Origin of the sequence: Enterobacter sp. JMULE2, from assembly GCF_013337145.1 — a bacterium.
In the GTDB taxonomy this organism is placed as follows: domain Bacteria; phylum Pseudomonadota; class Gammaproteobacteria; order Enterobacterales; family Enterobacteriaceae; genus Enterobacter; species Enterobacter mori.
On the sequence record NZ_SGWD01000014.1, the window covers coordinates 483604 to 497416 of the forward strand.

The window sequence follows — 13813 nt, forward strand, 5'->3', positions numbered from 1 at the left end:
ATTAGACCACTGCATGTTACACGTGGGGAAAAATAAAGGCGACCTGTGGCCGCCTTTATTTACGTTTGTTACTGACTTGTAAAGATTATTTACCTTGTTCAGCCAGTCCGTCGAGGTAGCGTTCAGCATCCAGCGCGGCCATACAGCCGGTGCCTGCAGAGGTAATCGCCTGACGATAAATATGGTCCATCACGTCGCCAGCCGCGAACACGCCCGGGATGCTGGTCTGGGTCGCGTTACCGTGAATGCCGGACTGCACTTTGATGTAGCCGTTTTCCAGCTCCAGCTGACCGTCGAAGATCGCGGTGTTCGGGCTGTGACCGATCGCCACAAACAGGCCCGCCACTTCCAGCGACTCGATGTTATCGGTGTTCTGGGTATCGCGCAGACGCAGACCGGCAACGCCCATCTGGTCGCCCGTGACCTCTTCCAGGGTACGGTGGGTGTGAAGCACGATGTTGCCGCTTGCCACTTTATCCATCAGGCGTTTGATCAGGATCTTCTCCGCGCGGAAGGTGTCGCGACGGTGGATCAGGTGCACTTCAGAGGCGATGTTTGCCAGGTAGAGCGCTTCTTCCACTGCGGTGTTACCGCCGCCGATCACGGCGACTTTCTGATTGCGATAGAAGAAACCGTCGCAGGTCGCGCAGGCAGATACGCCGCGGCCCTTGAACGCTTCTTCAGACGGCAGACCAAGGTAACGGGCAGAGGCGCCGGTGGCGATGATCAGCGCGTCACAGGTGTATTCGCCGCTGTCGCCGGTCAGGCGGAACGGACGGTTCTGCAGATCGACCTTATTGATGTGGTCGAACAGAATTTCAGTTTCGAATTTAGCGGCATGCTCGTGCATACGTTCCATCAGCAGCGGCCCGGTCAGGTCGTTCGGGTCCCCTGGCCAGTTTTCCACTTCGGTGGTGGTGGTCAGCTGACCGCCTTTTTCCATGCCGGTGATGAGTACCGGGTGCAGGTTAGCGCGTGCAGCATAGACCGCTGCGGTATATCCCGCAGGTCCAGAACCAAGGATTAGCAGCTTACTGTGTTTGGCCGTGCCCATGAGATCCCCATTGTTGTTGGCAGACATTTGGCTGGATTGTAGGGAATTTGTTGTCGTAAAAAAAGAGCGCAGGAATTTTGATATCAATCTGTGTAATAGCCACGGACGATGAATGAGGCGCTATAACATCACTATTTCGCCTGAAATCCGGTCGTTTATAAGGCAATAAAATGACGATTAATACCCTGCCGTAATGAATATCCGGCATGTTGTACTAAAAATCGATGTTTTGCTTTGACAATCACCTGCGCTTTTGCGAAAACATTCAAGGAAGAAAAAAAAACCGCGTTAACCGTGTGCCGCATAGGCATGCACGTAAATGCCATTTTTACCGTGTCAGTGAAATCTACGCATGGCGTGGACAGACGCCATACGTGATGTCGGTGACTGCCTTCGGGCAACGGTCTTCTTACCAACAGAACCCGAATCCGCATCGCGTCTATAGCCTAATAATTCGAGTTGCATGAAGGCGGCGACGCAGCGAATCCCCGGGAGCGTACATCAGTACGTGACTGGGGTGAGCGAGGAAAGCCAACGCACAGGCAACTTGAAGTATGACGGATATAATACATAACCAGGCGATGTGATGACTAACGGGTACAGGCTCTGAACAGTGATGTGCACAGGGTCCAGGCAGGAGTAGGGAAGGAATACAGAGAGACAATAATAATGGTAGATAGCAAGAAGCGCCCTGGCAAAGATCTCGACCGTATCGATCGTAACATTCTTAATGAATTGCAAAAGGATGGGCGTATTTCCAACGTCGAGCTTTCAAAACGTGTGGGACTTTCCCCGACGCCGTGCCTTGAGCGTGTGCGCCGACTGGAAAGACAGGGTTTTATTCAGGGCTATACGGCTCTGCTTAACCCGCATTATCTGGATGCCTCACTTCTGGTATTTGTTGAGATTACTCTGAATCGTGGTGCGCCGGATGTGTTTGAACAATTCAACTCCGCTGTACAAAAACTTGAAGAAATTCAAGAGTGTCATCTGGTTTCCGGTGATTTCGACTACCTGTTGAAAACCCGCGTGCCTGATATGTCCGCCTATCGTAAGCTGCTGGGTGAAACCTTGCTGCGTCTGCCGGGCGTGAACGACACCCGTACGTATGTGGTGATGGAAGAGGTTAAACAGAGCAATCGTCTGGTCATTAAGACGCGCTAACACGGAACAGGTGCAAAATCAGCGTAGTTTGATTACACTCCTGTTAATCCATACAGCAACAGTGCCGGGGAGTCCCCCGGCGCTGTTGTCCGTTTTAGCAAACAGGCAGGATATGCCTGATACCTGGAGAGCCTTTCTTGAGCCAGGAATACACTGAAGACAAAGAAGTCACACTATCGAAGCTAAGCAGCGGACGTCGTCTCCTCGAGGCTTTGCTGTTGGTTATTGCCCTTTTCGCCGTCTGGCTGATGGCAGCCTTACTCAGTTTCAACCCCTCCGATCCCAGCTGGTCGCAAACCGCATGGCATGAGCCTATCCATAATTTAGGCGGTGTACCGGGTGCCTGGCTTGCGGACACGCTCTTTTTCATTTTCGGTGTGATGGCCTATACCATTCCCGTCATTATCATTGGCGGATGCTGGTTTGCCTGGCGTCATCGCCAGAATGACGACTACATCGATTACTTCGCGGTATCGCTGCGCCTGATTGGCGCGCTGGCATTGATCCTCACATCGTGCGGGCTGGCGGCGATAAACGCCGACGATATCTGGTACTTCGCCTCCGGTGGCGTCATCGGCAGCCTGCTGAGTTCCGCCCTGCAGCCGATGCTTCACAGCAGCGGAGGTACCCTGACGCTGCTTTGCATCTGGGCCGCAGGGTTGACCCTGTTTACTGGCTGGTCATGGGTGAGCATCGCCGAGAAGATCGGCAGCTTTATTCTCACTATCCTCACTTTTGCCAGTAACCGTACCCGTCGTGACGATACGTGGGTCGATGAAGACGAATATGAAGATGAGTACGAAGAGGAAGACGAGGCGCCGGTACAGCGTCGTGAATCTCGTCGGGCCCGTATTCTTCGTGGCGCGCTCGCGCGTCGTCAGCGCGTCGCTGAAAAATTTGCCAATCCGCTTGGGCGTAAAACAGATGCGGCGCTCTTCTCCGGCAAACGCATGGATGAAGACGAGCAGGTTGAGTACCGTGCGGCGGGTGCCGCCGTCGATCCTGATGATGTTCTGTTCTCCGGCAACCGTGCGATGCCGGGCGATTTTGACGAATACGATCCGCTGCTGAATGGTCATTCAGTGACAGAACCGGTCGCAGCCGCTGCTGCCGCAACCACGGCAGCGCAGGCTTTTGCTGCGCCATCGGAAGCCGTAATGCCATCCGCGCCCGTTCCTGCACCGGAGTCGGTTATCCAGCAACCTCAGGTTGACTGGCAGACTGCGCCGGGTGTCCACACCCCGGAACCTGTTATTGCGCCTGAACCAGAAAGCTATGTTCCTGTGCAGCAGGCACAATGGCAGCAGCCTTATCAGCCGGAGCCCGTGTATGAACCACAGGGGTACCCGGAATATGAGCAGCCGGTCGCACAGCCGTATGTACCGGAACCGGTTGAACCTGCGCAGCCATACGCACAACCTGAGCCTGACGTGGCGGAGGAGGCGAAACCATCTCGTCCACCACTGTACTACTTTGAAGAAGTGGAAGAGCGCCGCGCCCGTGAGCGCGAGCAGCTGGCAGCCTGGTATCAACCTGTGCCGGAGCCGGTGCAAGAGCCTGTCGCAAAAGCGCCTTCCGTTTCCGTACCGCCAGTCGATCCAACGCCTGTGGCAGAGAGCGTGAAGCAAGCCTCTGTCGCTGCCGCCGCTGCGGCACCAGTCTTTAGCCTGGCGACCGGCGGCGCGCCTCGTCCTCAGGTGAAAGAGGGCATTGGCCCGCAATTGCCTCGTCCTAATCGCGTACGTGTGCCCACGCGCCGCGAGCTGGCTTCCTACGGTATCAAGCTGCCTTCCCAGCGTATGGCTGAGGAAAAAGCGCGTGAATCGGACTATGAAGACGACGCCGATGAACTTCATCAGGATGAGCTGGCGCGTCAGTTCGCCGCGCAGCAGAATCAGCGTTACGGTGAAGAATATCAGCACGACGAGCAAATCCAGGAAGATGAAGACGATGCGGCAGAAGCGGAATTAGCCCGCCAGTTCGCCGCTACGCAGCAGCAGCGTTATTCTGGTGAACAGCCTTCGGGCGCGAACCCGTTCTCGCTGACGGATTTTGAATTCTCACCGATGAAAGATCTGGTGGATGATGGCCCAAGCGAACCATTGTTTACGCCGAGCGTAATGCCGGACGCTGAACCCGTGCGCCAGCAGCCTGCGCCTCAGGCCTACGCGCAGCCGCAACAACCTGCTCAGCAGCCGTATGCGCAACCGCAGCAGCCACCACAGCCGCCGCAGTTACAGCAGCCTGCGCCTCAGCCGCAGGAAAGCCTTATTCACCCGCTGCTGATGCGTAACGGCGATAGCCGTCCGCTGCAGCGCCCAAGCACACCGCTGCCGTCGCTGGATCTGTTAACGCCGCCACCGTCAGAAGTGGAGCCGGTTGATACCTTTGCGCTCGAACAAATGGCGCGTCTGGTCGAAGCCCGTCTGGCTGATTTCCGTATCAAGGCGGATGTGGTGAACTACTCGCCGGGTCCGGTGATCACGCGATTCGAACTGAATCTGGCACCAGGCGTAAAAGCAGCGCGTATTTCTAACCTGTCACGAGACCTGGCGCGTTCCCTGTCGACCGTTGCGGTACGTGTGGTGGAAGTGATCCCAGGCAAGCCGTACGTTGGCCTTGAGCTGCCGAACAAGAAACGTCAGACCGTTTACCTGCGAGAAGTGCTGGATAACACCAAGTTCCGCGATAACCCGTCCCCGCTGACCGTGGTGCTGGGTAAAGATATCGCAGGCGATCCGGTAGTGGCAGATCTCGCGAAAATGCCTCACCTGCTGGTTGCCGGTACCACCGGTTCCGGTAAGTCAGTTGGCGTTAACGCCATGATCCTCAGCATGCTATACAAAGCGCAGCCGGAAGATGTGCGTTTCATCATGATCGACCCGAAAATGCTCGAACTGTCGGTCTACGAAGGTATTCCGCATCTGCTCACGGAAGTGGTGACGGACATGAAAGACGCCGCCAACGCGCTGCGCTGGAGCGTCAATGAGATGGAACGCCGCTACAAGCTGATGTCTGCGCTGGGCGTGCGTAACCTGGCCGGCTATAACGAGAAAATCGCCCAGGCGATGCGCATGGGACGTCCTATTCCGGATCCTTACTGGAAGCCGGGTGACAGCATGGATGCCCAGCATCCGGTGCTGGAAAAACTGCCTTATATCGTCGTGCTGGTCGATGAATTCGCCGACCTGATGATGACCGTCGGTAAGAAAGTGGAAGAGCTGATTGCTCGTCTGGCGCAGAAAGCGCGTGCGGCGGGTATTCACCTTGTGCTGGCGACGCAGCGTCCTTCCGTGGACGTTATTACTGGGCTTATCAAAGCGAACATTCCGACGCGTATTGCGTTTACCGTATCAAGTAAAATTGACTCCCGTACCATTCTTGACCAGGGCGGCGCTGAGTCGCTGCTGGGTATGGGGGATATGCTCTATTCCGGTCCGAACTCCACCTCGCCGGTGCGTGTCCACGGTGCGTTTGTCCGCGATGAGGAAGTTCACGCTGTCGTGCAGGACTGGAAAGCGCGCGGTCGTCCACAATACGTGGACGGGATCACCTCTGACAGCGAGAGCGAAGGCGGCGGCGGCGGCTTCGACGGCGGCGAAGAGCTGGATCCGTTGTTCGATCAGGCGGTTAACTTCGTGACCGAAAAACGCAAAGCGTCCATCTCTGGCGTGCAGCGTCAGTTCCGCATCGGCTACAACCGCGCGGCGCGTATCATCGAGCAGATGGAAGCGCAGGGGATTGTGAGCGAGCAGGGGCATAACGGTAACCGCGAGGTGCTGGCTCCGCCGCCGTTTGATTAACCTTCAGCGATTGCAAAGAAGGGTAAATCAGCCAAAATTAAGCATTTTCTTCTGTCGCCTGCCTTCGGGCAGGGCCAGAATAGAAGACGAAAACCCCATATCGGGAAGACGTATTTTAAGGAATAACAATGAAAAAAATCGCCATCGCCTGTGCATTACTCACCAGTTTTGTCGCCAGCAGCGTCTGGGCTGATGCAGCCAGCGACCTTAAAAGCCGACTGGATAAAGTAAGCAGCTTCCACGCCAGCTTCACGCAAAAAGTAACTGACGGCAGCGGCAACGCGGTGCAGGAAGGTCAGGGAGATTTGTGGGTAAAACGCCCAAATCTCTTCAACTGGCACATGACCCAGCCGGATGAGAGTATCCTGGTGTCTGACGGTAAAACCCTGTGGTTCTTCAACCCGTTTGTTGAACAAGCCACGGCGACCTGGCTGAAAGATGCGACCAGCAATACGCCGTTTATGCTGATTGCCCGCAACCAGTCCAGCGACTGGCAGCAGTACAACATCAAACAAAACGGTGATGAGTTTGTCCTGACGCCGAAAGGCAGCAACGGCAACCTGAAGCAGTTCACCATTAACGTGAGCAGCAACGGCACGATCAATCAGTTCGGTGCGGTTGAGCAAGATGACCAGCGCAGCAGCTACCAGCTGAAAACGCAGCAAAACGGCGCTGTTGATGCATCGAAATTCACCTTTACCCCGCCGCAGGGCGTAACGGTGGATGACCAACGCAATAAGTAAGAGGCATGAGTGGGCAATCTGTCGCTCGATTTTTCAGATAATGCGTTTCAACCTCTGGCCGCTCGTATGCGGCCAGAAAATTTAGCGCAGTACATCGGCCAGCAGCATCTGCTGGCTGCCGGGAAACCGTTGCCACGCGCCATTGAGGCCGGGCATCTGCACTCGATGATCCTCTGGGGGCCACCAGGCACCGGTAAAACGACCCTCGCTGAAGTGATCGCCCGATATGCAAACGCGGACGTTGAGCGGATTTCTGCCGTGACCTCCGGCGTGAAGGAGATCCGCGAAGCGATCGAGCGTGCGCGGCAGAACCGCAATGCCGGGCGGCGCACCATCCTCTTCGTGGACGAAGTTCATCGCTTCAACAAGAGCCAGCAGGATGCCTTCCTGCCGCATATTGAAGACGGCACGATCTTCTTCATCGGTGCCACCACGGAAAACCCATCCTTTGAACTTAACTCAGCACTTCTTTCCCGTGCGCGCGTTTACCTGCTCAAATCGCTGACTACAGACGATATCGAAAAGGTGCTCACCCAGGCGATGGATGACAAAGCGCGGGGTTACGGCGGACAAGACATCGTTCTACCGGATGAGACGCGCCTCGCGATTGCTCAGCTGGTTAACGGTGATGCGCGTCGGGCATTGAACACGCTGGAAATGATGGCCGATATGGCCGAAATGGATGATTCCGGCAAGCGGGTGCTGAAGCCTGAATTGCTTACTGAAATAGCCGGTGAGCGCAGCGCGCGTTTTGATAATAAAGGCGATCGTTTTTACGACCTGATCTCGGCGCTGCATAAGTCTGTGCGCGGTAGTGCGCCGGATGCGGCGCTTTACTGGTATGCGCGCATTATCACAGCGGGCGGCGATCCGCTGTATGTCGCACGTCGCTGTCTGGCGATTGCATCAGAAGACGTCGGTAATGCCGACCCGCGCGCCATGCAGGTGGCTATCTCCGCCTGGGATTGTTTCACCCGCGTCGGGCCTGCTGAAGGCGAGCGTGCGATTGCGCAGGCGATTGTCTATCTGGCCTGCGCGCCGAAAAGTAATGCGGTTTATACCGCCTTCAAAGCAGCAATGTCTGATGCACGTGAGCGTCCGGACTATGATGTGCCGGTTCATCTGCGTAACGCACCAACAAAGTTGATGAAAGAGATGGGGTACGGGCAGGAGTATCGGTACGCCCACGACGAACCCAATGCCTACGCCGCCGGAGAGAACTATTTCCCGCAGGAGATGGCACAAACCCGCTATTATCACCCCACAAACAGAGGTCTTGAGGGTAAGATTGGCGAAAAGCTCGCCTGGCTTGCCGGACAGGATCAAAATAGCCCTATAAAACGCTACCGTTAGCGCTATCGTTGCGGTAATGTTGGCGTTGTATCCCTGTGACCGCAGGCTGTGGTCACTTTTCCTATTTTAATTCGATAAGCACAGGATAAGCATGCTCGATCCCAATCTGCTGCGTAATGAGCCAGACGCAGTCGCTGAAAAACTGGCACGCCGGGGCTTTAAGCTGGATGTAGATAAGCTGCGCGCTCTTGAAGAGCGTCGTAAAGTTCTGCAGGTACAAACTGAAAATCTGCAGGCAGAGCGTAATTCTCGATCGAAATCCATCGGCCAGGCGAAAGCGCGCGGGGAAGATATTGAGCCATTACGCCTGGAAGTGAACAAACTGGGTGAAGAGCTGGATCAGGCGAAAGCTGAACTGGACGTTCTTCAGACCGAAATTCGTGATATCGCCCTGGCTATCCCGAACATTCCTGACGACAGCGTGCCTGTCGGCAAAGATGAAAACGACAACGTTGAAGTGAAACGCTGGGGCACGCCTCGCGAGTTCGACTTCGAGGTTCGCGATCACGTGACCCTGGGCGAAATGCACGCGGGCCTGGACTTTGCTGCGGCGGTTAAGCTGACTGGCTCTCGCTTCGTGGTCATGAAAGGTCAGATTGCCCATCTGCACCGCGCGCTGGCACAGTTCATGCTTGATCTGCACACCGAGCAGCACGGTTACAGCGAAACCTACGTACCGTATCTGGTTAACCACGATACGCTGTACGGTACGGGTCAGCTGCCGAAATTTGCCGGCGATCTGTTCCACACCCGTCCGCTGGACGAGGAAGCAGACAGCAGCAACTATGCGCTGATCCCAACCGCGGAAGTGCCGCTGACTAACCTCGTGCGTGATGAGATCATCGACGAAGACGACCTGCCAATCAAACTGACTGCACACTCTCCGTGCTTCCGTTCTGAAGCAGGATCTTACGGTCGCGATACGCGCGGTCTGATCCGTATGCACCAGTTCGACAAAGTTGAGATGGTGCAGATCGTCCGTCCGGAAGAGTCTATGGACGCGCTGGAAGAGATGACCGGCCACGCTGAGAAAGTGCTGGAGCTGCTGGGTCTACCGTACCGCCGTATGGCGCTGTGCACCGGCGACATGGGCTTTGGTGCCTGCAAAACCTTCGACCTGGAAGTTTGGGTACCTGCGCAGAACACCTACCGTGAAATCTCCTCTTGCTCTAACGTCTGGGATTTCCAGGCGCGCCGCATGCAGGCTCGCTGCCGCAGCAAGTCCGACAAGAAAACCCGTCTGGTGCACACCCTGAACGGTTCTGGTCTGGCTGTGGGTCGTACGCTGGTTGCCGTGCTGGAAAACTATCAGCAGGCAGACGGACGTATTGAGATCCCGGAAGTGCTACGTCCCTACATGAAGGGCCAGCAGTTCATCGGCTAAATAATATGTCTTAAAACAAGAAAGCGCCTCAGGGCGCTTTTTTTATGCCTGCTAATTGATACGACTCAATAATCTCTCCCTCTAAAGTAGTAATACTCCTCCGAATGAAAGTCAGCATAAAAAGCTGATAACGAAGAAATTCGTTCTATATAAAACTATATAGCGGTTTGTGCCGCCTCTCTTTTCTTTGTGAGCAACCAAAGTGAGTCTTTATGAAAATCAAAGCGCCTGAAGCGTTAATGGCTGCCGAGGTCACTCGCCGTGGGTTGATGAAAACCACGGCAATTGGCGGCCTGGCTGTAGCCAGCAGCGCCTTCACGCTCCCTTTTACCCGACTAGCATCGGCGGCGGATGCATTATCCCCAGCCTCAGCCCCGGAAAAAGTGGTGTGGAGTGCCTGTACCGTTAACTGCGGTAGCCGTTGTCCACTGCGCATGCATGTGGTGGATGGTGAAATTAAATATGTCGAAACCGACAACACCGGGGACGATAACTATGAAGGGTTACATCAGGTTCGCGCCTGCCTGCGCGGGCGCTCCATGCGTCGCCGCGTCTATAACCCGGATCGTCTTAAATACCCGATGAAGCGTGTCGGTAAGCGTGGGGAAGGGAAGTTCGAGCGCATTAGCTGGGACGAAGCCTACGATATTATCGCGACCAACATGCAGCGTCTGATCAAGGAGTATGGCAACGAGTCCATCTACCTGAACTACGGCACCGGGACGCTCGGCGGCACGCTGACTCGCTCCTGGCCGCCGGGAAAAACGCTGGTAGCACGCCTGATGAACTGCTGCGGTGGTTATCTCAATCACTACGGCGACTACTCTTCCGCGCAGATTGCGGCTGGCCTGAACTACACTTACGGCGGCTGGGCCGACGGCAACAGCCCGTCTGATATCGAAAACAGCAAGCTGGTCGTCCTGTTCGGTAACAACCCGGGCGAAACACGCATGAGCGGCGGCGGGGTGACCTACTATCTCGAACAGGCCCGTGCTAAATCCAATGCCCGCATGATCATCATCGATCCGCGCTACACCGACACCGGTGCCGGACGTGAAGACGAGTGGATCCCAATCCGTCCGGGTACCGATGCGGCGCTGGTTTCAGCGCTGGCGTGGGTGATGATCACTGAAAACCTCGTCGATCAGTCTTTCCTCGATAAATACTGCGTCGGCTATGACGAGAAAACCCTGCCAGCCAGCGCGCCTGCTAACGGTCACTACAAGGCCTATATTCTCGGACAGGGCAGCGACGGCGTAGCGAAAACGCCAGAGTGGGCGTCCACCATCACCGGGATCCCGGTGGAGCGTATTGTTCAGCTGGCGCGTGAGATTGGTTCAGCTAAACCAGCCTACATCAGCCAGGGTTGGGGACCGCAGCGTCATGCAAACGGTGAAATTGCGACCCGCGCGATCTCCATGCTCTCCATTCTGACCGGCAATGTCGGCATTCACGGCGGTAACACCGGCGCACGCGAAGGCTCGTATGAAGTCCCGTTTGAACGTATGCCGACGCTGGACAACCCCGTGCAGACCAGCATCTCCATGTTTATGTGGACGGATGCGATTGAACGTGGCCCGGAAATGACCGCCCTGCGCGACGGCGTGCGCGGCAAAGACAAACTGGATGTGCCGATCAAGATGATCTGGAACTATGCCGGCAACTGTCTTATCAACCAGCACTCCGAAATCAACCGTACCCATGAAATCTTGCAGGATGACAAGAAGTGCGAAATGATTGTGGTGATTGACTGCCACATGACATCGTCGGCGAAATATGCCGATATCCTGCTGCCGGACTGTACCGCGTCAGAGCAGATGGATTTCGCCCTGGATGCCTCCTGCGGCAACATGTCCTACGTGATCTTTACCGACCAGGCGATTAAACCGCGCTTCGAGTGCAAAACCATCTATGAGATGACCTCTGAGCTGGCGAAGCGTCTTGGCGTAGAGCAGCAGTTTACCGAGGGGAGGACGCAGGAAGGGTGGATGCGCCATCTGCACGAACTTTCCCGTAAAGCGATTCCGGACCTCCCGGACTTCGATACCTTCCGCAAGCAGGGGATGTACAAACAGCGTGACCCGGAAGGGCATCACGTCGCGTACAAAGCCTTCCGCGAAGACCCGCAGGCTAACCCGCTGACCACACCGTCGGGCAAAATCGAAATTTACTCCGAAGAGCTGGCAAAAATTGCCTCCACCTGGGAGCTGCCGGAAGGGGATGTTATCGATCCACTGCCAATCTACACGCCGGGTTTCGAAAACTACAACGATCCGCTTACCGCGAAATTCCCGCTGCAGCTGACCGGTTTCCATTACAAGGCCCGCGTCCACTCAACCTACGGCAACGTCGACGTACTGAAAGCCGCGTGCCGCCAGGAGATGTGGATCAACCCGATGGATGCCAAAGCGCGTGGAATCAACAATGGTGACCGCGTACGCATTTTCAATGGTCGTGGTGAGGTACATATCGAAGCCAAAGTCACTCCGCGCATGATGCCTGGCGTTGTCGCGCTGGGGGAAGGGGCCTGGTATAACCCGGATGCAAACCGCATTGACCAGGCGGGCAGTATTAACGTACTGACCACACAGCGGCCGTCGCCACTGGCGAAGGGCAACCCGTCCCACACGAACCTTGTTCAGGTTGAAAAGGTGTAAGGAGTAACCGATGACAACCCAGTATGGATTTTTTATTGATTCCAGCCGCTGCACAGGGTGTAAAACCTGCGAGCTGGCCTGCAAAGATTACAAAGACCTGACGCCGGATGTGAGCTTCCGCCGTATTTACGAATACGCCGGTGGCGACTGGCAGGAAGATAACGGCGTCTGGCATCAGAACGTCTTTGCCTACTACCTGTCAATTGCGTGCAACCACTGCGAAGATCCGGCTTGTACCAAAGTCTGTCCGAGCGGTGCGATGCACAAGCGTGAAGACGGCTTTGTGGTGGTGGACGAAGATGTCTGCATCGGCTGCCGCTATTGCCATATGGCGTGTCCGTACGGTGCGCCGCAGTACAACGAAGCCAAAGGTCATATGACCAAGTGCGACGGCTGCCACTCCCGCGTGGCCGACGGTAAAAAACCGATCTGCGTGGAATCCTGCCCGCTGCGCGCGCTGGACTTTGGCCCAATTGAAGAGCTGCGTAAAAAACATGGCCAGCTTGCTGCCGTTGCGCCGCTGCCGTCCGCGCACTTCACCAAGCCGAGTATTGTCATTAAACCTAACGCCAACAGCCGTCCTACAGGTGATACCACCGGCTATCTGGCAAACCCGAAGGAGGTGTGAGATGGGAAGTGGATGGCATGAATGGCCGCTGATGATCTTCACGGTCTTTGGGCAGTGTGTTGCGGGTGGCTTTATTGTGCTCGCGCTGGCGCTGTTGAAGGGTAATCTCAACGCTGAACAGCAGCAGCGTCTGGTGCTGAGCATGTTTGGCCTTTGGGTACTGATGGGGCTTGGCTTTATTGCTTCTACGCTGCACCTCGGTTCACCAATGCGCGCGTTCAACTCTCTGAACCGCGTGGGCGCATCGTCCCTCAGTAACGAGATTGCCAGTGGGGCGATTTTCTTTGCTGTTGGCGGACTGGGCTGGCTGCTGGCCGCGCTGAATAAATTGCCTGCGGCGCTGCGCAGCCTGTGGCTGATTGTGACGATGGTGCTGGGCGTGGTGTTCGTGTGGATGATGGTGCGTGTCTATAACACCATTGATACTGTCCCAACCTGGTACAGCGTCTGGACGCCGATGAGCTTCTTCCTGACGATGTTTATTGGCGGGGCCGCTGCTGGGCTACCTGCTGCTGCGCGTGGCGGGTGTGGATGGCTGGGCAATGCGTTTGCTGCCTGCCGTATCGCTGCTGGCGCTGGTGGTGAGCGCTGTGGTTGCTCTGATGCAAGGGGCGGAGCTGGCAACGATTCACAGTTCGATTCAGCTGGCATCTGCCCTGGTCCCGGATTACGGTTCTCTGATGGCCTGGCGCATCGTTCTGCTGGTCGCGGCGCTGGTATTCTGGATCGCCCCTCAGCTTAAAGGTTATCAGCCCGCACTGCCGCTGCTGTCACTGGCCTTTGTGCTGGTATTGGCGGGTGAAATGATTGGCCGCGGTGTGTTCTACGGGTTGCATATGACCGTTGGTATGGCTATCGCCAGTTAGCGTTGTATTTAGTTCTATCAAGCCGGGCCCGAGCGCCCGGCTTTTCTTTTTTCAATCATGAAATTTTTCGACTGTCGTTTTGTTTTAATTTCGGGCATTAATAAATAAAAACAGAGACATAATTAATATCTATAGCAGGCGTGGCATTAGCAGGATAAGTT

8 protein-coding genes and 1 pseudogene are annotated in these 13813 nt (G+C 55.8%); 8 read left to right on the forward strand and 1 reads right to left on the reverse strand.

Features of this window, described 5'->3' with window-relative positions; translation table 11 throughout:
* Positions 1-85: 85 nt before the first annotated feature.
* A complete protein-coding gene (gene trxB, locus EXW94_RS17630; protein ID WP_010429185.1) occupies positions 86-1054 on the reverse strand; it encodes a thioredoxin-disulfide reductase in 969 nt (322 codons plus the stop codon).
* A gap of 669 nt (positions 1055-1723) precedes the next feature.
* Between trxB and lrp the strand changes: the two genes are divergently transcribed.
* The 8 genes and pseudogenes from lrp (at position 1724) to EXW94_RS17670 (ending at position 13652) form a co-directional block, all read left to right on the forward strand.
* Positions 1724-2218 carry a leucine-responsive transcriptional regulator Lrp gene (gene lrp / locus EXW94_RS17635; RefSeq protein ID WP_002439523.1) on the forward strand — a complete coding sequence of 165 codons (495 nt, stop codon included), beginning with the start codon at positions 1724-1726 and terminating at the stop codon, positions 2216-2218.
* Between the two features lie 137 nt (positions 2219-2355).
* Entirely contained in the window at positions 2356-6021 is a 3666-nt protein-coding gene (locus tag EXW94_RS17640; protein WP_174340654.1) for a DNA translocase FtsK 4TM domain-containing protein, read from the forward strand.
* Positions 6022-6149: 128 nt separating this feature from the next.
* Positions 6150-6764 carry an outer membrane lipoprotein chaperone LolA gene (gene lolA / locus EXW94_RS17645; RefSeq protein ID WP_010429202.1) on the forward strand — a complete coding sequence of 205 codons (615 nt, stop codon included), beginning with the start codon at positions 6150-6152 and terminating at the stop codon, positions 6762-6764.
* Positions 6765-6773: 9 nt separating this feature from the next.
* Positions 6774-8117, forward strand: coding sequence for a replication-associated recombination protein RarA (gene rarA, locus EXW94_RS17650; protein ID WP_126815664.1), 1344 nt, complete (start codon positions 6774-6776; stop codon positions 8115-8117).
* 91 nt (positions 8118-8208) lie between these two features.
* Positions 8209-9501 (forward strand): serine--tRNA ligase, encoded by a 1293-nt coding sequence (gene serS / locus EXW94_RS17655; protein WP_010429208.1) that lies wholly within the window; start codon positions 8209-8211, stop codon positions 9499-9501.
* Between the two features lie 212 nt (positions 9502-9713).
* Positions 9714-12158, forward strand: a complete 2445-nt coding sequence (gene dmsA / locus EXW94_RS17660; RefSeq protein ID WP_108416002.1) for a dimethylsulfoxide reductase subunit A — start codon at positions 9714-9716, stop codon at positions 12156-12158.
* 10 nt (positions 12159-12168) lie between these two features.
* Positions 12169-12786: a dimethylsulfoxide reductase iron-sulfur subunit DmsB gene (gene dmsB / locus EXW94_RS17665; RefSeq protein ID WP_089597769.1), complete on the forward strand. Its 618-nt coding sequence runs from the start codon at positions 12169-12171 to the stop codon at positions 12784-12786.
* Position 12787: 1 nt separating this feature from the next.
* Positions 12788-13652 (forward strand): annotated as a pseudogene (locus tag EXW94_RS17670) (dimethyl sulfoxide reductase anchor subunit family protein).
* The last annotated feature ends 161 nt before the right edge of the window (positions 13653-13813 follow it).

Coding starts and splice junctions, on each gene's coding strand:
- trxB (WP_010429185.1), bottom strand. CDS start 1,054: ATGGGCACGGCCAAACACAGTAAGCTGCTAATCCTTGGTTCTGGACCT.
- lrp (WP_002439523.1), top strand. CDS start 1,724: ATGGTAGATAGCAAGAAGCGCCCTGGCAAAGATCTCGACCGTATCGAT.
- lolA (WP_010429202.1), top strand. CDS start 6,150: ATGAAAAAAATCGCCATCGCCTGTGCATTACTCACCAGTTTTGTCGCC.
- serS (WP_010429208.1), top strand. CDS start 8,209: ATGCTCGATCCCAATCTGCTGCGTAATGAGCCAGACGCAGTCGCTGAA.
- dmsA (WP_108416002.1), top strand. CDS start 9,714: ATGAAAATCAAAGCGCCTGAAGCGTTAATGGCTGCCGAGGTCACTCGC.
- dmsB (WP_089597769.1), top strand. CDS start 12,169: ATGACAACCCAGTATGGATTTTTTATTGATTCCAGCCGCTGCACAGGG.